The 21,983-nt window shown below is 72.9% G+C and carries 18 protein-coding genes; 8 read left to right on the forward strand and 10 right to left on the reverse strand.

From position 1 onward, the window contains the following. The 3 genes from ABZ815_RS29810 to ABZ815_RS29820 are packed head-to-tail and all read right to left on the reverse strand — an operon-like array spanning position 1 to position 2,768. Positions 1–723 carry an enoyl-CoA hydratase-related protein gene (locus ABZ815_RS29810; RefSeq protein ID WP_357703657.1) on the reverse strand — a complete coding sequence of 241 codons (723 nt, stop codon included), beginning with the start codon at positions 721–723 and terminating at the stop codon, positions 1–3. Then, positions 714–1,931 (reverse strand): hydroxymethylglutaryl-CoA synthase, encoded by a 1,218-nt coding sequence (locus tag ABZ815_RS29815; RefSeq protein WP_357703660.1) that lies wholly within the window; start codon positions 1,929–1,931, stop codon positions 714–716. The genes ABZ815_RS29810 and ABZ815_RS29815 overlap by 10 nt, the downstream gene beginning before the upstream one ends. 3 nt (positions 1,932–1,934) lie before the next feature. Further along, complete coding sequence (locus tag ABZ815_RS29820; protein WP_357703662.1) at positions 1,935–2,768, reverse strand: DUF6039 family protein; 834 nt, start codon at positions 2,766–2,768, stop codon at positions 1,935–1,937. Positions 2,769–2,900: 132 nt separating this feature from the next. Here ABZ815_RS29820 and ABZ815_RS29825 point away from each other — a divergent pair, with 132 nt between their 5' ends. Beyond that, complete coding sequence (locus ABZ815_RS29825; protein ID WP_357703664.1) at positions 2,901–4,184, forward strand: cation:proton antiporter; 1,284 nt, start codon at positions 2,901–2,903, stop codon at positions 4,182–4,184. A 1-nt stretch (position 4,185) separates the two neighbouring features. Here the strand turns inward: ABZ815_RS29825 and ABZ815_RS29830 are convergent, their stop codons facing one another. Together ABZ815_RS29830 and ABZ815_RS29835 are read right to left on the reverse strand one after the other, a co-directional pair. Continuing rightward, positions 4,186–4,824 (reverse strand): 4'-phosphopantetheinyl transferase superfamily protein, encoded by a 639-nt coding sequence (locus tag ABZ815_RS29830; protein WP_357703667.1) that lies wholly within the window; start codon positions 4,822–4,824, stop codon positions 4,186–4,188. A gap of 173 nt (positions 4,825–4,997) precedes the next feature. Next, complete coding sequence (locus ABZ815_RS29835) at positions 4,998–5,918, reverse strand: nitroreductase/quinone reductase family protein (RefSeq protein WP_357703669.1); 921 nt, start codon at positions 5,916–5,918, stop codon at positions 4,998–5,000. 152 nt (positions 5,919–6,070) lie between these two features. Here ABZ815_RS29835 and ABZ815_RS29840 point away from each other — a divergent pair, with 152 nt between their 5' ends. Further along, positions 6,071–7,477, forward strand: coding sequence for an MFS transporter (locus ABZ815_RS29840; RefSeq protein ID WP_357703671.1), 1,407 nt, complete (start codon positions 6,071–6,073; stop codon positions 7,475–7,477). Positions 7,478–7,521: 44 nt separating this feature from the next. Continuing rightward, entirely contained in the window at positions 7,522–8,586 is a 1,065-nt protein-coding gene (locus ABZ815_RS29845; RefSeq protein WP_357703673.1) for an alkene reductase, read from the forward strand. Positions 8,587–9,610: 1,024 nt separating this feature from the next. Here the strand turns inward: ABZ815_RS29845 and ABZ815_RS29850 are convergent. The 5 genes from ABZ815_RS29850 to ABZ815_RS29870 are packed head-to-tail and all read right to left on the reverse strand — an operon-like array spanning position 9,611 to position 15,534. Beyond that, on the reverse strand, positions 9,611–10,909 hold the full coding sequence (locus ABZ815_RS29850) for a hypothetical protein (protein WP_357703676.1): 1,299 nt from the start codon (positions 10,907–10,909) through the stop codon (positions 9,611–9,613). Then, positions 10,906–12,117, reverse strand: coding sequence for a hypothetical protein (locus tag ABZ815_RS29855; RefSeq protein ID WP_357703679.1), 1,212 nt, complete (start codon positions 12,115–12,117; stop codon positions 10,906–10,908). The genes ABZ815_RS29850 and ABZ815_RS29855 overlap by 4 nt, the downstream gene beginning before the upstream one ends. Then, complete coding sequence (locus tag ABZ815_RS29860; RefSeq protein WP_357703681.1) at positions 12,114–13,397, reverse strand: hypothetical protein; 1,284 nt, start codon at positions 13,395–13,397, stop codon at positions 12,114–12,116. The genes ABZ815_RS29855 and ABZ815_RS29860 overlap by 4 nt, the downstream gene beginning before the upstream one ends. Then, entirely contained in the window at positions 13,394–14,596 is a 1,203-nt protein-coding gene (locus ABZ815_RS29865) for an ATP-grasp domain-containing protein (RefSeq protein ID WP_357703684.1), read from the reverse strand. Before ABZ815_RS29865 ends, ABZ815_RS29860 begins: the two co-directional genes overlap by 4 nt. Beyond that, positions 14,593–15,534, reverse strand: coding sequence for a glycosyltransferase family 2 protein (locus ABZ815_RS29870; protein WP_357703686.1), 942 nt, complete (start codon positions 15,532–15,534; stop codon positions 14,593–14,595). Before ABZ815_RS29870 ends, ABZ815_RS29865 begins: the two co-directional genes overlap by 4 nt. Positions 15,535–15,733: 199 nt before the next feature. Here ABZ815_RS29870 and ABZ815_RS29875 point away from each other — a divergent pair, with 199 nt between their 5' ends. The 5 genes from ABZ815_RS29875 to ABZ815_RS29895 all read left to right on the forward strand — a co-directional run bounded on the left by ABZ815_RS29875 (position 15,734) and on the right by ABZ815_RS29895 (position 21,951). After that, positions 15,734–17,530 (forward strand): carbamoyltransferase C-terminal domain-containing protein, encoded by a 1,797-nt coding sequence (locus ABZ815_RS29875; RefSeq protein ID WP_357703688.1) that lies wholly within the window; start codon positions 15,734–15,736, stop codon positions 17,528–17,530. Then, positions 17,527–18,165, forward strand: a complete 639-nt coding sequence (locus ABZ815_RS29880; RefSeq protein ID WP_357703690.1) for a hypothetical protein — start codon at positions 17,527–17,529, stop codon at positions 18,163–18,165. Before ABZ815_RS29875 ends, ABZ815_RS29880 begins: the two co-directional genes overlap by 4 nt. Continuing rightward, positions 18,162–19,310 carry a UDP-galactopyranose mutase gene (gene glf / locus ABZ815_RS29885; RefSeq protein ID WP_357703692.1) on the forward strand — a complete coding sequence of 383 codons (1,149 nt, stop codon included), beginning with the start codon at positions 18,162–18,164 and terminating at the stop codon, positions 19,308–19,310. The genes ABZ815_RS29880 and glf overlap by 4 nt, the downstream gene beginning before the upstream one ends. 62 nt (positions 19,311–19,372) lie before the next feature. Continuing rightward, positions 19,373–19,747 (forward strand): hypothetical protein, encoded by a 375-nt coding sequence (locus ABZ815_RS29890; RefSeq protein WP_357703694.1) that lies wholly within the window; start codon positions 19,373–19,375, stop codon positions 19,745–19,747. Further along, on the forward strand, positions 19,744–21,951 hold the full coding sequence (locus tag ABZ815_RS29895; RefSeq protein WP_357703696.1) for an Hsp70 family protein: 2,208 nt from the start codon (positions 19,744–19,746) through the stop codon (positions 21,949–21,951). Before ABZ815_RS29890 ends, ABZ815_RS29895 begins: the two co-directional genes overlap by 4 nt. Positions 21,952–21,983: the final 32 nt, after the last annotated feature.

Below are 21,983 nucleotides of genomic sequence, written 5' to 3' on the forward strand. Positions count from 1 at the left end.
CTAGCGTTCCCAGGGGAATCTCTTCTCGGTCGCGTAGTCCACGAGCCTGCGGCGCACCTCGGGGCTGGACATCAGCCGGCCGAACTCCTTGACCGCCACCTGCTCGGTCTCGTCCGACAGGATCCACAGCTCGCGGAAGTAGCGCTTCATGTCCGTGACGATCGACCGGTCCAGCTTGGTCAGCCGGTACGCCAGCCGCCGCACGAGCGCCTCCGGGTCGTCCGACACCTCGTCCACCAGGTGGAAGGCGGCGGCCTCGGCGGCGCTCACCGGCTGGGTGCTCAGCGTCATCGCGTACGCCTTCTGAAAGCCCGTGCGCCGGATCAGGAACGGCAGCACGCAGCACGGCAGCAGCCCCCACAGCGCCTCGGGGAGGCTGAAGGTGCTGCGCCCGCTGGCGAAGACGAAGTCGCTGGCCGCGGCCAGGCCGACGCCGCCGCCGGCCACCCGGCCGTCCACGCGGGCGACCACCGTCACCGGCGTCTCGGTGAAGCGGCGCAGCAGCCCGTAGAACGCCCGGCCGCCGTCGGCGACGTCGGCGCCGGCCGCCTCCTCCAGGTCCATGCCGGTGCAGAAGACGCCGTCGCCGCCCTCCAGCAGCAGGATGCGGCAGCCGGGGGTGCGCTCGGCCTCGTCCAGGGCGGCGCCCAGCTCGTCGATGGCGCGGTCGTCGATCGTGCGACGGCGCAGCGTGTGCCGCAGGGTCGCCGAGGTCAGCTCCATCTGTACTCCCGGTGGAAGTCCGCGATGCGGTCCAGCACCAGCAGGCCGCGCCCGCCGAAGGCGTCCTCGTACAGGTCGCCGTACGGCTTGGGGTCCAGCACCGCGTCCCGCACCCCGAAGGCGCGGTCGGCGCTCAGCTCGGTCAGCGCGTCCAGCTCCTCGACGCCGATCTCGCGCCGCTCGTCCAGCGCCCTGGCGATGCCGCTGCGTCCCTGGGCCGGGATCACGCCGCTGAAGAACTCCGACGCGCAGCCCGACCCGTACGAGAACAGCCCCGCCCGCCTCGGCGCGTCGAACGCGCCGTGGTCGATGAGCGAGCACAGCGCCAGGTAGAGCGCGGCCGAGTAGGTGTTGCCCACCCGCACGCCGTAGGCCAGGGACGGCGTGACCCGCGCCGCGAAGTCGGCCTCGATCTCCTCCGCCCCCATGCCCTTGAGCTTGCGCAGCAGCATCCGGTGGGCGCCCTTCACCATCCCGGCGAACGGCGTGTGCAGCGCCAGGTAGTCGAAGGTGTCCACGATGTCGGCCCCGGCCACCCGCCGCCCGTAGGCCGCGAAGCACTCCTCGGCGCAGCGCATGTACGCCAGCAGCGACAGGTCGGGATCGACGGCGTCGGTGTCGTGGCGCGGCCGGGCCGTGTCCATCACCTCGAAGGTGTGGTAGCCGCTGGCGCCGGGGTCCAGCCGGAGCACCCGCGCGTCCTCGCCGACCAGCATCGCCACCGCTCCGGCGCCCTCGGAGGGCTCCCAGTAGGTGGACTTGGCCGTGCCGCTGGCCGCGTCCGTGGCGATGGCCAGCGCCTTCACCCCGGGGATCGGGCTCGCGCCGACGACGGCCGCCGCGCACTGCAGCGCGGCCGTCCCGCCGTAGCAGGCGTGTTTGACCTCGAACGAGCGGCATGCGGGGTTCAGCCCGAGGTGGTGGTGGATGTAGGTGCTGATCGGCTTGCCGAAGTCGAGGCCCGACTCGGTGCCGACGACCAGCAGCTCGATCCGGTCCTTCTCCTCGGGGGTGAGCGCGTCCAGCAGCGGGCGGGCGGCGTTGACCGCGTTGGTGACCGGGTCCTCGCAGGGCAGGTTGACCGAGCGCTGCTCCATCATCAGGTTGCCGAAGCGGTTCACGTCCAGGCCGCGCGCGTCGAACAGCGCGCGGACGTCCGTGTACGCCCTGCCGACGTACGCGTTGATCGCCTCGATCCCGAGAGCCATGGCCTAGGGCACCATCAGGACGTCGTGGATGCTGGTCGGCACGAACAGCCGGTCCCACTGCCCGCCGCCGTGCCGTTCGGGGACGCGTTCCACGTCGTAGACCTCCTTGCGCATGCCCTCGCTGCGGTCCAGCTCCCGCACGGCCTGGTAGTCGTCCAGTTCGCGCAGGTGGATGAGGGCGTGCAGGCGGTCCTGGCGGCCCCACGTCTGCTCGTAGATGTAGGCGGTGGCGCGGCCTTCGAGGTCGGCGTTGACGTACCGGGACCAGTCGTAGAGGAACTGCCGTCCTTCTTCGCGCAGCTCGTAGCGCGCGTCGGCGGTGCGCAGCACGATCGCGCCGGCGGTCGCCGAGTTGAGCTGCTCCTTCTGGGTGGTCTGGTGCGTCGCGGGCGGCACGAAGGTGCCGGGCACGTCGTGCACGTCGTCGGTGAACCCGTGCTGCGGGCACATGACGGTCTCCTGGAGACTGCCGTGGACAAACATCTTCTCCCAGTTGCCGCCGCCCTTCTTGGGCAGCCGGTCCTTGAGCGAGATCTGCTGGAACGCCTCGTCGTGGTCCACCATCTCGATGAGCTTGCTGTACTTCTCGGGGGACTTCATGTGCACGAACCAGTGCAGCCGCTCGCGGACGCCGAAGACCTCCTCGTAGCAGAAGGTCGTGGCGACGCCGGCCTGGGCGCGGTTCATGTAGTCGAGCAGGTCGACGCTGAAGTCGCGGCCCTCGCGGGCCATGCCGTACTCCAGCATCCCCACGCGGTGGACGATCAGGCCCGCGTTGCCCGAGTGCAGCAACTGGTCGGGGGGCAGGGTGGTCTGATACTGCGCCGGCTTCGTCATGCCCCGAATGTCGCCCACGGGCGCGGGAAGCTCCGCTCAATATTGAGCAGGGCCCCCGACCAGCGGGCGGGCGGGCTCAATATTGAGCAGCAGGACGGGCGCCCGATCGGCCTAGCCTCTCCTGTGCCTGACATGCCTCTGGGAGCCCACGACCTGCTGGTCTTCATGCTGCAACTGGGCCTGCTCCTCGGTCTCGCCGTCCTGCTCGGCCGGCTGGCCGCGCGCCTGCGCATGCCCGCCATCGTCGGCGAGCTGACGGTGGGCGTGCTGCTCGGCCCGTCCCTGCTCGGCCACGTCGTCCCCGCCCTGACGTTCACCCGGCTCCACCTGCTGGACGCGGTGGGCCAGGTCGGCGTCCTGCTGCTGGTGGCCATCACCGGCATCCAGCTCGACTTCGGCCTGGTCCGGCGGCGCGGCGCCACGGCCGCCAAGGTGAGCGTCGCCGGACTGGTCGTCCCGCTGGCGCTCGGCGTGGCCGCCGGTTACCTGCTGCCCGCCTCGCTCCTCGTCGAGGGCACCAGCGTCACCGTCTTCGCCCTGTTCCTGGGCGTGGCCACGTGCGTCAGCGCCATCCCCGTGATCGCCAAGACGCTGACGGACATGAAGCTGCTGCACCGCGACGTCGGCCAGCTCTGCCTGACCGCCGGGATGGTGGACGACGCGTTCGGCTGGTTCATGCTCTCGATCGTCTCGGCCATGGCGACGACGGGTGTGCGCACCGGCCAGATCGTGTTGTCGCTGGTCTACCTGGCCGCGCTGGTGCCGTTCGCGCTCTGGGTCGGCCGGCCGCTGGTCCGCTGGACGATGCGGGCCGCCACCCGGTCGGCCGAGCCGGGCACGGCCGGGGCCGCCGCCGTGGTGCTGGTGCTGCTGGCCGCCGCCGGGACGCACGCGCTCGGCCTGGAGGCCATCCTGGGGGCGTTCGTCTGCGGCGTCCTCCTCGGGCGTTCCGGCCACGCCGACGCGTCGTGGCTGGCTCCGCTGCGGACGATCGTCCTCAGCGTGCTGGCTCCGCTGTTCTTCGCGACGGCCGGTCTGCGCATGGACCTCACGCTCCTGGCCCGGCCCGACGTCCTGGCCGCGTCCGGGGTCGTGCTGGGCGTGGCGATCGTCGGCAAGTTCCTGGGCGCGTACCTGGGGGCGCTGTTGAGCCGGATGAGCGCCTGGGAGGCGTTCGCGCTGGGGGCCGGCATGAACGCGCGCGGGGTCATCGAGGTCATCGTGGCGATGGTCGGCCTGCGGATCGGCATCATCGACACGGCGATGTACACGATCGTGATCGTCGTCGCGATCGTCACCTCGCTCATGGCCCCGCCGATCCTGCGCGTCGCGATGAGACGCGTCGAGCTCACCGCCGAGGAACGCCTGCGCCGGGCCGAGCACGACCAGCTCGTCGAGCCCGGACGGCGCGCCTGACCTACCGGGGGACGACGATCGCCGTGGCCAGCAGCCCGTGGCCGGCCGTCCAGCGGCCCGCGAACCCGGGCACGGGCGCGTCCGGCGGCAGCAGCCTGGCGCGGAAGCGGCCGTCGAGGGAGAAGGTCAGGGAGCCGTCCTCGAACCCCAGCCACTCGCCGGTCAGCGGGAACCACGCCTTGTAGACCGCCTCCTTGGCGCTGAACAGCAGCCGGTCCCAGTGGGTGCCCGGCCTGAGGGCGCCGAGCTCGCGCACCATCGCGGCCTCCTCGGGCCGGGCGATCATGCGGAAGACGCGTTCGGGGAGGGGTTCGTGCGGTTCGGCGTCGATCCCGATGCTCCGCACGTCCGACGCGCCGGCCACCGCCGCCGCGCGGAAGCCCGCGCAGTGCGTCATGCTGCCCACCGCGCCCGCCGGCCAGCGCGGCGCGCCGCGCCGGCCGGGGACGATGGGCGCGGGCGGGATGCCCAGGGCCGCCAGGGCCTCGCGGGCGCAGTGCCGTACGGTGGCGAACTCGCGCCGCCGTTCGGCGACCGCCTTCCTGACCGCCGCCCGCTCCTCGGGGAAGAGCGGCACGCCGGGCGGGTCGCCGTACGCGGTCGAGACGACGACGTTGTCCGGGACGAGCCTCTCGATCACCTACCGCCTCCCGTCCGCTCCCCCTCCGTCTACCCACACCCGGCCGATCACGCCTCAGGGCACGGTCGCGGGGGCCGCCCCCGCCGTTACGGGCGACCGGCGTGCGGTACGGGATCCAGGTCGGCACCACGGACTCGACCCGGCTCCCGCCGTCGCGGCCGACGGTCGCCCGGCTATCCCTGGTCGCCGAGCGGTTCGAGGACGAAGACCGGGATCTGGCGCTCGGTCTTGCGCTGGTAGTCGGCATAGTCGGGGTACGCCGCCACCGCCCGCCGCCACCAGGCGTCCTTCTCCTCCCCCGACACCTCGCGCGCCCGGTACACGCCGGTCGCCGTGCCGTCCTGGAGCTCGACGACCGGCTCGGCGACCACGCTGGCGTACCACTGGGGGTTGACCGGCGCGCCGCCCAGGGACGCGACGGCCGCGTAGCGCCCTTCGTGCTCGACCCGCATCACCGGCGTCCTGCGCAGCTTGCCGGTCTTGGCGCCCCGGTAGCTCATCAGCACGACGGGCAGGTCCTTGATCGTGACGCCGTCGGTCGTGCCGGTGCGCATGATCTGCTCGACGTGCTCGCGGACCCACGCCGAGGCGCTGGGCTCGTACTCGCCGGTCAGTGCCTGCGCGGCCCGGCGCGCGCCCTCCGCGGGGCCGTGGCGACGGCCGGGGCGTTTGTCCACGTTGTCGGTCAGGGTGTTGATGAGGGCGGGCAGCCCGGCCACCGTCTCGGCCGGCAGCCCGGCCACGGTCTCCTCCGCCAGGTCGACCCAGAGCCGCTTGACCTGCTCGGCCAGCGCCCTGCCGCTGTCGGTGAGCTCGACCACGCTGGCCCGCTTGTCGGACGGCGCCGGGGTGCGCCGGATGTGGCCGGACGCCTCCAGCTTGCGCGTCATGAGCGTCACGCTGGGCGGCTCGCATCCCAGGGCCTCGCTGAGCTGCGCCTGGATCCTCGGCCCGGTGCGGGCGAGTTCGAGCAGCAGCGCCTCCTGCCCGGGATGCAGGCCGAGCGGGGTCAGCAGCGTGGCGGCCCTGGCCCGGTGGCGCAGGCTCAGCAGGCGGATCGCCTGGTTGACGGCGTCGGCTTGCGCGAAGTCCATGATCGCTCCTTGACGGAAATTAGTTATCTGCATAATAGTTATCCGCGTAACCGAATCTTACACGGCATCGGGACGCCACGCGTGGCACATCGCGAAGCGCACCCCTGACACGGCGCCTCCCCGGCGGCACGCATCCAAGGACGGAAGAACTCATGACGAGCATCGGCACCGCGCCCCCGCGGGCCACACCCCGGACCATCCCCGCCTGGCTGATCCTGGCGCTGGCCTGCGCCGGCCAGTTCATGGTCATCCTGGACGCCTCCATCGTCAACGTCGCCCTCCCCGCCATCCGCGCGGAGCTCGGCTTCACCCCCACCGGCCTCGCCTGGGTGGTGAACGGCTACCTGCTCGCCTTCGCCGGCTTCATGCTGCTGGGCGGACGGGCCGCCGACCTGTTCGGCCCGCGCCGGACGCTGGTCTCCGGCCTGCTGCTGTTCTCCGCCGCCAGCCTGGCCGCCGGCCTGGCGAGCGCGGCGGAGGTCCTGGTCGCGGCCCGCGTCGCGCAGGGCGCAGGGGCCGCCATGATGGCCCCGGCCACGCTGGCCGTGATCAACACGTACTTCACCGAGCCGGGCGCCCGCGCCAGGGCGTTCGGCGCCTGGTCCTCCGCGGGCGGCGTCGGCGGGATGATCGGCGCGGTGGCCGGCGGCGCCATCACCACCGGCCTGTCGTGGCGCTGGGTCTTCCTGATCAACGTGCCGGTCGGCGCGCTGCTGGTCGCCGTGGCCCTGACGGCCCTGGCCGGCGCGCGGGCCGCGCGGCGCGAGCCGCTCGACCTGACCGGCGCGGTCACCGGGACCGCCGGCCTGGCGGCGCTGATCTACGGGGTCATGCAGAGCGCCGACCACGCCTGGTCGTCCGGGCGGGTCGTCGTGCCCGTGCTGGCCGGGCTGCTGCTGCTCGCGGTGTTCACCGTGGTCGAGGCGCGTTTCACCGACCGGCCGATGTTGCCCCTGCGGCTGCTCGGGATCCGCGGGGTGGCCGTCGGCAACGGCATGCTGCTGCTGTTCGGCGGGGTCACCATCGCGATGTGGTACTTCACGTCCCTGTTCCTGCAGAACGTCCTGGGCTTCAGCGCGCTGCTGGCCGGGCTCGGGCAGACGCCGGCGGCGGTGACGTTCATGCTGGTCGCCCGGGGGGCGGCCGCCCTGCTGCCGCGGGCCGGGGCGCGTCCCCTGGTGCTCGGCGGCGGCGCGTTCTTCGTGGCCGGGTTCGGCTGGCTCTCCCTGGCCGGGGCGGGCAGCGGCTACCTCACCGGGGTCCTCGGGCCCACGTTGCTCGTCGCGGCCGGCATCGGGCTGACCTTCCCCACCCTGATGGCCGCGGCGACCGCCGACGCGCCCGAGGGCGAGGCGGGCGTCGTGGGCGGCCTGGCCAACACCACGAGCCAGGTGGGCTCGTCGATCGGGCTGGCGGTCCTCGCGACGGCCGCGGGCGCCGTGGGCGCCGCGGGCTCCCCCGCCGCCCTCGCCGACGGCTACGACCTGGTCTTCCTCATCGCGGCCGGGCTCGGCCTGGCCCTGGCGGCAGGCGCCTTCCTGCTGCCGCGCCGCCGATGACCCGCCCTTCCCTCCCTCCATCCCCTTCCACCGAGGAGACATCCGTGTCCATCACCTTCGATCCGATCGCCGTGGGCGGCACGAAGCTCGCCAACCGGGTCGTCATGGCCCCGATGACCCGCAGCCGCGCCCGCGACGGGCTGGTGACCGACCTGACGGCGCGGTACTACGCCCAGCGCGCCTCCGCCGGGCTGATCGTCACCGAGGGCGTCCAGCCGTCGGTGGTCGGCCAGGGTTACCCGTTCACGCCCGGCCTGCACAGCGCCGCGCAGGTCGCCGCCTGGCGCGAGGTCACCGGCGCGGTGCACGCGGCGGGCGGGAAGATCTTCGCCCAGCTCCTGCACACCGGCCGCATCGGCCATCCGGTCCTGCTGCCCGAGGGGCTGGTCCCGGTGGCGCCGTCGCCGGTGGCCGCGCGCGGACAGCTCTTCACCCCCGACGGCGTCAAGGACTTCGTCACCCCGCGCGAGCTGACCGAAGCCGAGATCGAGCAGACCGTCGCCGACTTCGCGAGCGCCGCCCGCAACGCCGTCGAGGCGGGCTTCGACGGCGTGGAGCTGCACGGCGCCAACGGCTACCTGATCCACCAGTTCCTCGCGCCCGGGACCAACCTGCGCACCGACGGCTGGGGCGGCTCGACGCCGGGACGCGCCCGGTTCGCCGTGGAGGCCGTCTCCGCCGTGGCCGACGCGATCGGCGGCGACCGCACCGCGCTGCGCATCTCCCCCGGGAAGCCGGACAACGACATGCGCGAGCCCGACCCGGGGCCCGTCTACGAGGAGCTGCTGCGGCGGACGTCCGGGCTGGGGCTGGCGTACCTGCACGTCATGGAGGCGGGCGACCGGGAGCTGACGCGGGCCCTGCGGCGGCGTTTCGCCGGCCCGCTCGTCCTCAACCCGCACACCGGCGACCGCCCGACCGGCCCGGAGGATCTCGCGCTGATCGACGACGGGACCGCCGACCTGATCGCGTTCGGGCGGCTCTTCCTCGCCAACCCCGACCTGCCCCGCCGCCTGGCGACCGGCGCGCCGCTCAACGCCCCGGACCCGGCCACCTTCTACGGCGGCGCCGCCGAGGGCTACACCGACTACCCGGCCCTGCCCGCCTGAACCGGCCGCCGCCGGGCCGAGCGCCTGGAGCAGGCCCCGGTCCCGGCCGCGCCGTCCCGGCCGGGACCGGCCTCGCGCAGGGCGGCGAGGATCACCTCTGCGGGACGGCTCGCGCCCACCCGGGGGACACGCTCCGCACCCAGAAGATCATTTAGGTCCGCAATAACAACGGGCCCGGAGCCGCACCCTTAGTCAAGACCGGAAGCGGCCGTACGCCGCGACCTCAATAGGAAGATCCACACCCGCGACCCGCCCCACTCGCCCTCTCGGTTTTCGGCCGACCGAAAGGGCTCACGATGCCTCCCACCACGGTGAGCGCCCCCGGTCGCCGGAGCGCCGGGCGACATCAGAAACGGGCCGGGCACGAATTCGCGCCACCCCCGAGGGGAATTCCTGAATCACCCCTCCAACAAATAGCCCCGGGACGACAATTCATCGACGAATTCACGCATCCGGATCGCGCACCTACCAAATCTGTCATCATCCGATTCCGGGAGTCGCGGAATTCGCGTGAATGAATTGATTCAATCGGCGCGATCCGGCGGGCGAGCGCCTGGAACGATCCACATGCGAGGTGGCGCCGCATCTGCCGGCATCCTCCGGACGACCCGAAAGGTGGAATCGATGACCGAGCCCGCGATCCGGCCGAACGAGACGACGGGTCCCGCTGCTGCCGTGCGCGTCCGTCGAGTGGACCCTGGAGTTCTACGCGGCGCTGGGATTCACCGCCACCTACCGGCAGACGCGGCCCTACGTCTGTCTGGCGCTGCGCTGGAGCGGGTTCGACCTGCATTTCGGCCCGGCGCCGAAGGGGCTCGACCCGGCCCGGGCGGGCATGCGCCGGGTCTACGGCAAGGTGCTGAGTTCGGGGCTGCCTCGGATCACGCGCCACCGGCCGGTCCTGTGCCAGTTCAAGAACGACGACCTGCAGGCGTACCGGGCCCTGAAGTCGGCCGTGCGCAGGCACGGCGCGCAGGCTCCCGCGGCCTGCGCGAATGGCTGGGGCCGAGCTGAGGGCCGGGGGTCAGGAGGTGGGCGTGTTGTGCATGATCTTGACCATGCGCACCTTGCCGTTGGGCTCCGGGGTGATCACGTCCACCGTGCGCGCGGTCACCTCGAAGTCCGTGGCGACGGCGGCCACGGCGTCCCGGATCCTGCCGGCCAGGTCGGCGGGGGCCGTCGGCGAGGGCACCAGCAGGATCTCCACCGCGCCCGGCCGGTACTGGAGGACCTGCACACCGCGCACGCCCTCCGTCGGCATCACGGCCGGGTTGGTGAGGAAGTTGGCGTGCACCGTACGTCCGTCGGCGGCCACCACCCGGTCCTCGGTCCGGCCCTGGATCCGCCGGATGATCGGGGTGTGGAACGCGCGGCACGGGCAGTCGTCCGGCTCGATGAGCACGCGGTCGCCGAGCCGGTAGCGGATCAGCGGCATCGCCTCGGCGTGCAGCCGGGTCACCACGATCTCGCCCTCGCCGTCGGCCAGCGACACGCTGCCGTCGTCGTGCAGCACCTCCACCACCACGTCGGCCGAGCGCAGGTGCATGGCGCCCTCGGGGCAGGTGCGGCCGATCGTGTACGCCTCCACCGAGGCGTACACCTCGTGGCCGCGCGCCCCGAAGTAGCCCAGCACGTGCTCGCGCGCCTCGGGGGTGAGCGTCTCCCCGGCGAAGATGACGGTGTGCACGCCGCGGTAGTCGACCTTCCTGCGGCGCAGCTCGTCCACGAGGGTGACGATGCAGCCCGGGAAGCCCCACAGGAACGTCGGCCGCCCGCGCAGGAACGCGTCGACCTGCTCGTCCAGGCTCCGGCTGGTGTTGACGTGCGAGGTGCGGGCCAGGCCGAGCCGCTGCAGCCGGTGTGGCCGGAACTCGCCCACCCGGAAGTAGCCGATCCGGTCCCAGGGACGCAGGCCCGAGGCCAGCAGGTCCTGGAGGTAGGTGGCGCGCAGGTAGCCGAGGTCGCCCTCGGAGTAGAAGGGGCGGATGGGCACGCCGGAGGACCCGCTGGTGGGCGCCTCGCGGGTGTTGTCCGGGGTGAACCCGGTGGCCATCAGTTCGGCGGGCGGCAGGTCGCGCAGCGTCGCCCGGTCCAGCAGCGGCAGGGCGGCCAGGTCGGCGGCGGTGGACAGCGCGGCCACGGCGTCGGCCGGCAGCACGCGGCGGTAGTACGGCACGTTGGCGTGCGCGTGGCGGACGAGCCCGGTCAGCAGCCGGTCCTGCACGACCTTGAGCCGGGCCGGGTCCAGCCGGTCCCGCGAGCGCGCCAGGTACAGGTTCCGCAGCACCGGCACCACCGGGATCGTGCTGGGCAAGCCCTTCATGAGGTCTCCTTCTTCAGCGTGGCCAGCATGACGCCGCCCTTGACCACCTCGCCCGCGCAGTACGCCAGCAGCGCGCCGAACGCCGCCGCGGCGGGCACCAGGAACCATCCGGCGGCGGCGACCACCGCGAACTGCAGGCACGCGGCCACCGCCGCGAGCCGCCGTCCCCGGTCGTCGGTGTTCTCCACCAGCAGGAACGCGGGCAGCACGGCCGCCGTCAGCGCCGCCTCGGCCAGCAGCGCGGCACCGGTCGCCACCACACCCCGCTGGCCGCCCGCCAGCACCACCGCGAGCACGACCACCGCCACGGCCCCGGCGGGCACGGCGGGCGCGAGGATGCGCCGCGCCATCCGCCGGGCGCCGGCCTCGCCCGTGCCCTCGATCCAGACCGCCACCCGCGGCTGGAGGATCCGCAGCAGGTACGACACGCCCATGACGACCACGGACAGCGCCACCGACCACACGTAGAAGACGCTGGTCTTCTGGGCGTCGTCCAGGTGCGCGAAGTACGCGAACGTCACCGAGGTGGCCGCGACGCTGGTCACCTCGCCGACGCTGAGCAGCGCCGCCGCGCGTACCGCCGGCCGGTGGGCGCCCTTGTCCGCCTTGCCGGTGCGTCCGCGCAGCAGCCCGGCCGCCAGCACGATGTTGAGCACGGCCAGCACGCCGACGTGCAGGGCCAGCAGCGCGTTGGCGCGCATGCCCGTCCAGGCCACCAGCCCCACGCCGGACGCCTGCGCGACGGCGAGCGTCAGGTAGGCCAGCACGTCGATCCGCGCCCGGCCGCGCAGCCGGTTCAGCGCCGCCATGACCGCGCAGCAGCCCAGCCCGCAGGCGTAGGCCGCGGCGGCGGCGTACCTGGTGGGCGCGCCGCCGGGGTCGGCCGCCACCAGGGCCAGCCAGACCGGCACGGCCAGGGCGAACGGGGTGGCCGCCAGCAGCATGAACAGCGGCCGCAACGCCTGCCCGTCGCGCCGCGGCACCAGCGCGAGCGCCGCCTTCTCGATCCCGCTGGACGTCAGCGCCAGCAGCCAGCCGGACACGCCGTTGGCGGTGGCGTACAGGGCGAACTCGTCGGCGCCCCAGAGGCCGAGCAGCACCAGGTTGGCGGTCCACAGGGCCGCGCGGAACGCGCCGCGCCCGGCGAACAGGGCCGCGGTCACCGCCACCAGGCGTGGCGGGGGCCTGCGGCGCAGGCTCACGGTCACGGGCCGGCCTGGGCCGACTCGACGAACCTGCCCTTGCCGCCGGGGGTGAGCGTGACCCGGTCGGCCTGCTCGAAACGCACCTCGACCGGGCCGCCCACCTGCTGGGACAGCCCGCGCCGGTAGGCCGTGGCCACCTCGTCGAAGTCCCGGCCCGCGTCGGGGACCAGGTGGACGGTGACGTTCCCGTCGGCGTCCTGGCGGACCATGCTCTCGGCGACGCCCGGCGTCCACATGGCCAGCGACAGGAAGGTGGCCGTGTAGACGCGGTGGCCGCCGGGGAAGGTGATGTAGTCGTCGGACCGGCCGCCGGTCACGCGCATGCGCATGAACCGGTTGCCGCACCCGCACTCCCCCGGCACGATCATGCCGCGGTCGCCCAGGCGGTAGCGGATCAGCGGCATCGCGCGCTCCCTGAAGTGGGTCACCACGACCGCGCCGTCCTCGCCGTCGGGCACGGGCGCGCCGGCGTCGTCCACGATCTCCAGGCGGACGCGGTCCTCGTCGACGTGCATCGCGCCCCGGTCGCACTGGGTGGAGACGGTCAGCACCTCGTAGGCCGAGTACTCGTCGTACACCGGGACGCCGAAGCCGTTGGCCAGCAGCTCGCGCACCTCGTCGGTGAGCAGCTCGGAGTCGGTCATGACCATGCGCAGCGTGCGCCGCAGCCGGGCCACGTCGTGCGGGCCGGCGGCGCGCAGCAGCCCGCGCAGCACCACCGGGTAGCCCATGATCAGGTGCGGGCGCACCTTCAGCACGTCGGCCAGGATCTTCGCGTCGCCCTGACCGGCGCCGATGACCGTGCGCGGGAACAGGCCGATCCGCTGGAACCAGCGCAGCGGGCGCGGGAACGGCTTGATGTGCGCGATCCGCCACCACGGCCGGTAGCCCGACAGCAGGAAGCGGCGGAAGATGGTCGCGCCGTGGTAGCCGTAGGCGGCCACGTCGTGCCGGACCTCCAGGACGCGGCCCGTGGTCCCGCTGGTACGGTCCACCCGGTAGTCCTTCGCGCCCAGGCCGGGCGTGTGGAAGCGGGACAGGTCGCCGTCCAGCACGGTGGCCTTGTCCAGGATCGGCAGCCGGGCCAGGTCGGCCAGGCTGTCCAGGGGCACGTCGTAGCGCGGGTCGGCGTAGTGCGGCACGTGCGCGCGGGCGAAGGCCAGCAGGTCGCGCAGGCCGTCGAGGGTGAGCCGGTCGGTCTCGGCGCGCGGGCGGCGGATGGCGCGGAAGGCGTCCACGACGTGCCGCACCTCCCGAACGGCGACGCCCAGTCCGTGGCTCACAGGCCGTCCCCGATCTCGAAGCGGAGCAGCCCGGTCGCCTCGCGCAGCACGCCGGTCAGGGCGTCCGGGTCGGGGGCGGCGGCGGTCAGGTAGCCGAGCTTGGCGCCGGCCCGGGTGTAGCGCTCGACGTGGTCGCCGGGCGCGGCGGCCAGCACCAGGTCCACGACGCCGGGCAGCTCCCTGACCTGCTCCTCGCCGTCCACCCGGACCAGCTTCCCGTCGCGTTCGGCGCCCAGGACGCGGACCGCGCCGTACCGGGTCGCCGCCGGGGTCAGGCACGGCGTCTCGCCCATGGCCGACAGCACGTACTGCTCGACCACGTCCACGCCGTGGACCAGGCCCAGCAGCTCGGCCAGGCCGTTGCCGCCGAGGCGGGCGCCCATCTCGACGAGCACGACCTCGCCCGTCCCGGTCACCAGGACGTCGGCGCTGAGCGGCCCCTCGCGCAGCCCGGTCTCGGCGCAGACCGCGTCGAGCATCGGACGCACGGCGTCGGTGACGTGGGCCGGGCCCGGCATGGTGTGCTGGACGGTGATGAACAGCGGCGGCGGAGTCAGCTCCCGTTCGGCCAGGCCGATCAGCGCCACCTTCCCGCCGATCACGAACGCCTCGGCCGTGTAGTGGGCGCCCTCCAGGAACTCCTCGGCCACGACCCGCCCGGACAGCGACCACTCCCTGGCCAGCCGTACGGCCTCGGGCAGCTCGTCCGGGGCGGCGCACAGGGACACGCCGCGGCTGCCGGAGGAGTCCACCGGCTTGACCATGAGCGGGAACCCCAGGCCGGGGGCGTCCCGCAGCACCTCCTCCTCGGCGCCGCTCACGTGGCGGGGGCCGGGCAGGCCGAGCCGGGCGCACATCGCGCGGAACCAGCCCTTGTCGACCGAGCCGCGCACCGCGCCCTCCGACAGCCCGCACGGCAGGCCGAGGCGCGCGGCCAGGGCGAGCTGCGAGGGCAGGTTGACGTCGCTGGCCGGGGAGACCACGCCGGCCAGGCCGGCGCGTCCGGCCAGGGCCCGCGCGACCCGCGGCACGTCGCGGGTGCTGAGGTCGAGGAACTCGTCGGCGTGCGCGACGCCGGGGGCGTCGGCCCGCATGTCCACGCAGATCGTGCGCACGCCGAGGCGGGCCGCGGCGCGGATGGTGCTGATGGCGCCGTCCGCGCCGCCGAGGACCGCGATGGTGCGGCGGTCGCCGGTCATGCGAGCCTCCCGGCGAGCAGGTCAGCGGAATCGACCGGCACGTTGGCCTCCCGTACGAGGAACAGCGGCGGACGGGCCTGACCGCGAGAGATGTGCAGAAGCGTCCGGGCCATCAGGGTGAGCCCGGCCAGGGCGGCGGCCAGCGCCAGCCCGAACAGCGCCGTGCTGCCGGTGAGCCCGGCCAGCAGCGCCAGGGGCAGGCCGACCAGCCCCGCCCAGACCGCGGCCGCGATCGGCCGCGTCGAGAAGCCGAAGAACAGGTCCAGGGAGTGCCTGGCCAGGCCGCGCACGGTCACCTTGGACGAGCCGTGCACCCGCGGCCGGTGCGCGGTCGGCACGGTCGTCCAGGCGCGCGTCAGGCGCGGCAGCGTGGCCAGGAAGTAGGGCGTGCCGAGCCGCAGGTCCACGATCCGGCGCGCGATCTCCGTACGGACCAGCCGGAACGTCGTGGCGCGCGGCGGGATCTCGATGCCCAGCAGCCGCCGCGCCAGCCAGTCGTGCACGATCGACGCGGTCCGCCGCGGCCAGGGGTCCTTGCGGTCCACCCGGATGCCGAACACCGCGTCGTACCCGTCGGCGGCCCGCTCGATCAGCCGCTTGGCCTCGGTCGGCGGGAACTGCAGGTCGGCGTCCAGGTGCAGCACCCAGGGGTTTCGGGCGTACCGATAACCGGCCGAGAAGGCGGCCTCCACGCCGAAATTCCTGGACAACGATATGAACGACACCCGATTGTCACTCTCGGCGATCGCGCGAATGCGCGCGAGCGTGTCATCCGTGCTGCCGTCGTCGACGAAGAGTATTTCGAGGTCGCCCTGGTCACCCAGCGCGTCTGCGATTTCGCGATAGGTGTCAGGGATGTTGTCGGCCTCGTTCAGGCACGGAACGACCACGGTGAGTGCCAGGCCGTCCGGCGGAACTGGAAGCGGATGTTCATTCATGGAACGGTCTTCACCACGTGCATCAACCCCGGTTCACCCCGCGATGGGGCCCGGGCATTCCCGCCCGGCTACGACCCCGGTTGCGGAATATATCGGCACGTGTCAGAAAAAAGATAGGTATTGATTTCTTTCCGGACGGTTTGTTAGGAAGATCTCCGACGCGGGGCCGCTGGGTCATGCGCATTGTCAGGGGGCATTCATGTTTGTGCTCGGCATCAGCCAGGTCCACGACTCGGCGGCGGCCCTGGTGGCCGACGGGACGATCGTGGCCTTCGCCGAGGAGGAGCGTTTCACCAGGGTCAAGCACGACGGCCGCTTTCCCGCGCAGGCCGTGCGCTACTGCCTGGAGGAGGCCGGCATCACGCTGGCCGACGTGGACCACGTCGCCTACTACTGGCAGGCGCCACGCGAGACGCTGCACGCGGCCGGCCACTTCCTCCGGCACCTGCCCCAGACGCTGGCCGTCTTCCGCAACGACGCCGGCGACTACGGCGACAAGGCCAGCGGCCTGCTGGAGACGCTCTCCGACCAGAAGGGCCAGGCGCACCCGGACGACTACAACGTGGGCGGCGCGCTGCTGCTGCACCTGCGGCGCGGGTTCACCCTGGAGACGATCCTGCGCGAGTCGCAGAACTTCCGGGGCAGGACGAAGTTCAAGGTCCACCTGATGGACCACCACCGCGCCCACGCCGCCAGCGCCTTCTTCATCTCGCCGTACCAGGAGTCGGCGATCATCACCTGGGACGGCATCGGCAGCGACGGCACCTCCACCTACCTCGGGCTGGGCAAGGGCGGCCGGATCCACGACATCCGGCGGATCAAGTTCCCGCACTCGCTGGGCGCCATGTACGCCGGCGTCACCGGCTACCTCGGCTTCAACCCCACCAGGGACGAGGGCAAGGTCATGGGCCTGGCCGCGTACGGCACCGACCGGTACGTGCAGGACTTCGCCGACCTGGTCCGCCTCGGCCCCGACGGCCGCTTCGAGCTGGACCTGAGCTGGTTCCGGCACCACGCCACCGGCAAGCACCAGATGTCGCCCAAGTTCCTGGAGCGCTTCGGCCCGGCCAGGCCGCGCGAGCGCGCCACCCCCTCCCAGCACTACGCCGACGTCGCGTACGCGCTGCAGGCCACGCTGGAGAGCACCGGCCTGCACGTCGCGCGCTGGCTCCAGGCCAAGACCGGGCAGACCCGCCTGGTCACCGCCGGCGGCGTCGCGCTGAACAGCGTCATGAACGGCCGCATCCTGCTGGAGACGCCGTTCGAGGACTTCTTCGCCCAGCCCGCCGCCGCCGACGACGGCTCGGCACTGGGTTCGGCGCTGCTGCTGGGCGTGGAGAAGTACGGCATGCGCCGCCCGCGCGACCAGGAGTACATCTTCCTCGGCCCGGAGTTCACCGAGGAGGAGATGGAGCGGGCGCTCCAGGACGCCGGCCTCAAGTACCGGCGCACCGAGGACATCAACGACACGACCGCGCAGGCGCTGGCCGACGGCAAGATCGTCGGCTGGTTCCAGGGCCGCATGGAGTGCGGGCCGCGCGCGCTCGGCAACCGCTCGATCCTGGCCGACCCGCGTCGCGCCGACGCCAAGGACCGGCTCAACGAGAAGGTCAAGCACCGCGAGCCGTTCCGTCCCTTCGCGCCCTCCTGCCTGGCCGAACGCTCCGGCGAGTACTTCGCCAGCGGCTACCCCTCGCCCGTCATGCTGCTCGTGTTCGACGTGCTGGAGCACCAGCGGGACAAGGTGCCGGCGATCACGCACGAGGACGGCACCGCCCGCGTCCAGACGGTCACGGCGGCCGACAACCCGCGTTACCACGCGATGATCTCGCGCTTCGCCGAGCTGACCGGTGTGCCCATGGTGGTCAACACCTCGTTCAACGACAACGAGGAGCCCATCGTGTGCACCCCCGAGGACGCCGTGCGCTGCTACCTCAAGACCGACATGGACGCCCTCTCGCTGGGACCGTTCTTCACGGAGAAGGACGATCGTTGAGGCGTTGGCTGTGGCTGGCGCCCGCCGCACTGGGCGCCGGGGCGGCGACACTGATCATGGTGATCCTGCCGCCCGACCGTACGTTGGACAACCCGTTCGAGGCCCTGTGGAAGGTCAGCCCGCTGGTGTTCGCGGTGCTGGCCGTCGCCGGGTTCCCCCGGCGTCCCGGGCTGGGGATGGCGCTGATGTGCGCGCTGGTCGTCGGCTACATGGGCGTGCTCGACACGATCAACGTGCTGCACATCTTCTCCTTCGCCGAGTCCGCCGACCAGAAGGCCGCCTTCCCCGAGCTCTACCAGTTCATGCTCTTCATGAACTCGTTCACCGTGCTGGCCGTGCTGTTCGCCTACCGGCTGGGCGGCGCCCGCTCGGACCGGGTGCTGAAGGTCGGGATCGCCAGTGTCCTGGTCGTGATCTCCGGGCTGAACGACCTGTCGAACTGGTTGCTCGGCGACTGGCCCGAGGGCCGGCCCGCGACGCTGACGTGGGCCTCGCACATCGCGGTGTTCGTCGGCGGGCCGCCGAGCGTCGCCGTGGCCGTGATCTTCTTCGCCGTCCACCTCGTCCTGGCCGGGATCGTGCTGGCGCTGCCGGTGCGGCGATGGCTCGACCGGCTGCTCCCGGCCGCCGCGTGAACGCCGACTTGGTCGTCGTCGGCTCCGGCCTGTTCGGGCTGACCGTGGCCGAGCGGTGCGCGAGCGAGCTGGGGCTGCGCGTGCTGGTGCTGGAGCGCAGGGACCACGTCGGCGGCAACTCCTACAGCGAGCCGGAGCCGCAGACCGGCATCGAGGTCCACCGGTACGGGTCGCACCTGTTCCACACGTCCAACGCGCGCGTGTGGGACTACGTCCAGCGGTTCACGTCGTTCACGCGGTACGAGCACCGGGTCTACTCGGTGCACAAGGGCCAGGTCTACCCGATGCCCATCAACCTGGGCACGATCTGCGCCTTCTTCGGCCGCCACCTCGGCCCGGACGACGCCCGCGAGCTGGTCGCCCGCCAGGCCGCCGAGATCACCAGCGTCGGCAACCTGGAGGAGAAGGCGATCTCGCTGATCGGCCGGCCGCTGTACGAGGCGTTCATCCGGGGCTACACCGCCAAGCAGTGGCAGACGGCCCCGGCCGAGCTGCCCGCCGAGATCATCAGCCGGCTGCCGGTGCGGTACACCTTCGACGGACGCTACTTCGACGACCTCTACCAGGGGCTGCCCACCGACGGCTACGCCGCCTGGCTGGAGCGCATGGCCGACCATCCCAACATCGAGATCCGGCTCGGCGCCGACTTCTTCGACCTGCGGGAGAGCCTGGCCGGCGCGGTGCCCGTCGTCTACACCGGGCCCCTGGACCGCTACTTCGGCCACGTCGAGGGCGAGCTGGGCTGGCGCACGCTCGACTTCGAGACGTCCGTGCTGCCGACCGGCGACTTCCAGGGCACGTCGGTGATCAACTACGCCGACGAGGACCTGCCGTGGACGCGCATCCACGAGTTCCGCCACCTGCATCCCGAGCGCACCTGGTACCCGTCCGACGCCACCGTCGTCATGCGCGAGTACTCCCGCTTCGCCGGGCGGGCCGACGAGCCGTACTACCCGATCAACACCCCGCAGGACCGCGACCGGCTGCGCCGCTACCGGGACCTGACCAAGGGCGAGCGGGACGTCTGGTTCGGCGGGCGCCTGGGCACCTACCAGTACCTCGACATGCACATGGCCATTGCCGCCGCCCTCACCCTGTACGAGAACCGCCTGCGCCCCCGCTTCACCGCCCGCACCCCCGAGTAGGCCGCGCTCCCGAGTGGCTGCGGGCGGTTGTGCCGGGACAGGGGGCGGTCCACACTGCTGGCATGCAGGTAATCGTGCGCCTCGACGGCGAGACGCCGACCGCCCCCGCCCTCTCCTCCCTGGAGCGCCAGCTCCGCGGCGACAGCGCCTTCCGCGGCGTGGAGATCCGGCCCCTGGCCGGGCCGCCCGAGCCGGGCGCCATGAACGGGACCGTCGACGCCCTCATGGTCGCGGTCTCCGCCGCGTCCGGAGGGCTGGGCGTCTCGATCGTCCAGGCGCTGGCCGGCTGGCTCAGAACACGGCGCCACAGCTTCACGGTCAAGGTCAGCCACGGCGAGCGCACGCTGGAGCTCTCCGTCGAGGCGGCCAAGGATCCGGCGAAGGTGATGGAGGTGGCCCGGCTGCTGGCCGACATGCTGGAGCCGCCCGCCTCATGAGCGCCTGGCCCGACCCGGCCCGGTGCCGGGCCGTCCTCGTCGGCACGACGACGTACACCGACCAGGTCATGTGGCCCGCCCTGCCGGCGGTGCGGGCCAACGTCACGGACCTGGCCGAGGTGCTCACCGGCCCGCGTTCGTGGGGGCTGCGGCCCGACCACTGCGCGCAGCTCATCGACCCGGCCAGCTCCGACCACGTCCTCGGGCTCATCCACGACGCGGCGACCGAGGCCGCCGACACCGTCCTCATCTACTACTCCGGCCACGGCGAGAAGACCGAGAACGACCTGTTGCTGCCCATCGCCACCACCCGGCCCGACCGGCTGCGGATCGGCGGCGTGCGGTTCTCGGTCATCCGGGAGATCATCCGCGAGCGCCGCGCGCCCCGCGCCGTGGTCGTGCTCGACTGCTGCTACAGCGGCATGGCGCACGGCATGAGCGGCCCGGCGCTGCGCGGGCTGATCGACACGACCAGCGCGTACGTCCTGACCTCCTCGGCCAGGGACACCCTGTCGCTCGCGCCGCCCGGAGAGCGCCACACCGCCTTCACCGGCGAGCTGCTCAGGATCCTTCAGGACGGCGTCCCCACCGGGCCCGCCGACCTGTCCATCGGGGACGTCACCCGCGCGCTGCGCTACCGGCTGCTCGACCGGCGGCTGCCGCTGCCCGAGTACAGCCAGGCCGGCGCGGCCGACGAGCTGCCGCTCGTGCGGAACAGGCCGGAACCGGCGCGGACGCGGCCCCGGCCCGCCCCCGCCCCGCCGCCGGGCATCCGCCTGGCCGGGGCCGCGCGCCGGACGGGCCGGGCCGTCGGCATCTCCTTCGGCGCGAGCAACTCCGTGATCACCGTCGTCGACGGCGGCGAGCCCACCGTCGTCCCCAGCTCCGAGGGCTCGCCGGCGACGCCGTCCGTGGTGGCCTTCGGCAAGAACGGCCAGATCATGGTCGGCGAGCCCGCCAAGCGGCAGGCCGTCGTCAACGCGGAACGCACGGTCCGGTCGGTCCTCCTGGAGATGGGCGGCGACTGGTCGGTGCGCATCGACGGCTCGGCGTACTCGGCGCCGCAGGTCGGCGCGCTCGTGCTGGGCAAGCTGAAGCGGGACGCCGAGGCGTACCTGGGCGAGCAGGTCACCGACGCGGTGCTCACCGTCCCGGCCTACTACGACGACGCCCAGCGCCAGGCCGTCACCGAGGCCGGCACGCTGGCGGGACTCAACGTGCTGCGCCTCGTCAACGAGCCGACCGCCGCGGTGCTGGCGTACGGGCTCGACGAGGAGGAGAACCGGTCCGTCCTGGTCTTCGACCTCGGCGGCAGCACCTACGACGTGTCCTTGCTGCACATCGGCGACGGCTACGTCGAGGTGCTGGCCACCCACGGCGACACCCGGCTCGGCGGCGACGACTGGGACCAGCGCATCGTGGACGAGTTGGTCAGACGGTTCAGGGAGGCCCACGGCGTCGACCTGACCGGTGACAATGTGGCGCTCCAGCGGCTGTGCGAGGCCGCCGAGCGGGTGAAGATCGAGCTGACCGGCGCGCGGGAGGCCCGCGTCGACCTGCCCTACCTGGCCACGGTCCGGCAGGCCCCGCGCCACCTGGACACGACGGTGACCCGGCAGGAGTTCCAGAGCCTGACCGCCGACCTGCTCGTCCGGCTCAGGGGGCCGTTCCGGGGGGCGCTCCAGGACTCCGGGCTCAAGGTGTCCGACCTCGCGCACGTGGTGCTGGCCGGTGGCGCGAGCCTGATGCCGGCCGTGACGGCGCTGGTCACGGAGATGTCCGGCGGCAAGGTGCCCCTTACGCGCTTCGGCCCGGCGGAGGCCGCCTCGATCGGCGCGGCGCGGCAGGCGAGCGTGCTCAAGGCCGACCTGACGCCGGTGACGCTCGGTCTCCGGGGCAAGGGCGGCGTCCTGCGGAAGGTCATCGAGCGCGGCAGCCCGGTCCCCGCCGAGCGGACGGTCACGTTCACCACGACCGCCGATCACCAGTCGTCGCTGCGGGTCGAGGTCTACGAGGGCGAGCAGGAGACGGCCGCGCTCAACGCGGTGCTGGGGACGTACATGGTGGGCGGCATCCCCGCCGCGCGGCGCGGGGAGCCGCGGATCGAGGTCACGTTCGCCGTGGACGCCGGTCTGACCTTCACCGTCACGGCCCGCGAAGCGGCGACCGGCGTCTTCCTCCCGGTCACCCGCCACCCCGCCTGACCGCGGGCCCGACCTTCACCACCACCACGGGC

Origin of the sequence: Nonomuraea sp. NPDC047529, from assembly GCF_040642995.1 — a bacterium.
GTDB lineage: Bacteria > Actinomycetota > Actinomycetes > Streptosporangiales > Streptosporangiaceae > Nonomuraea.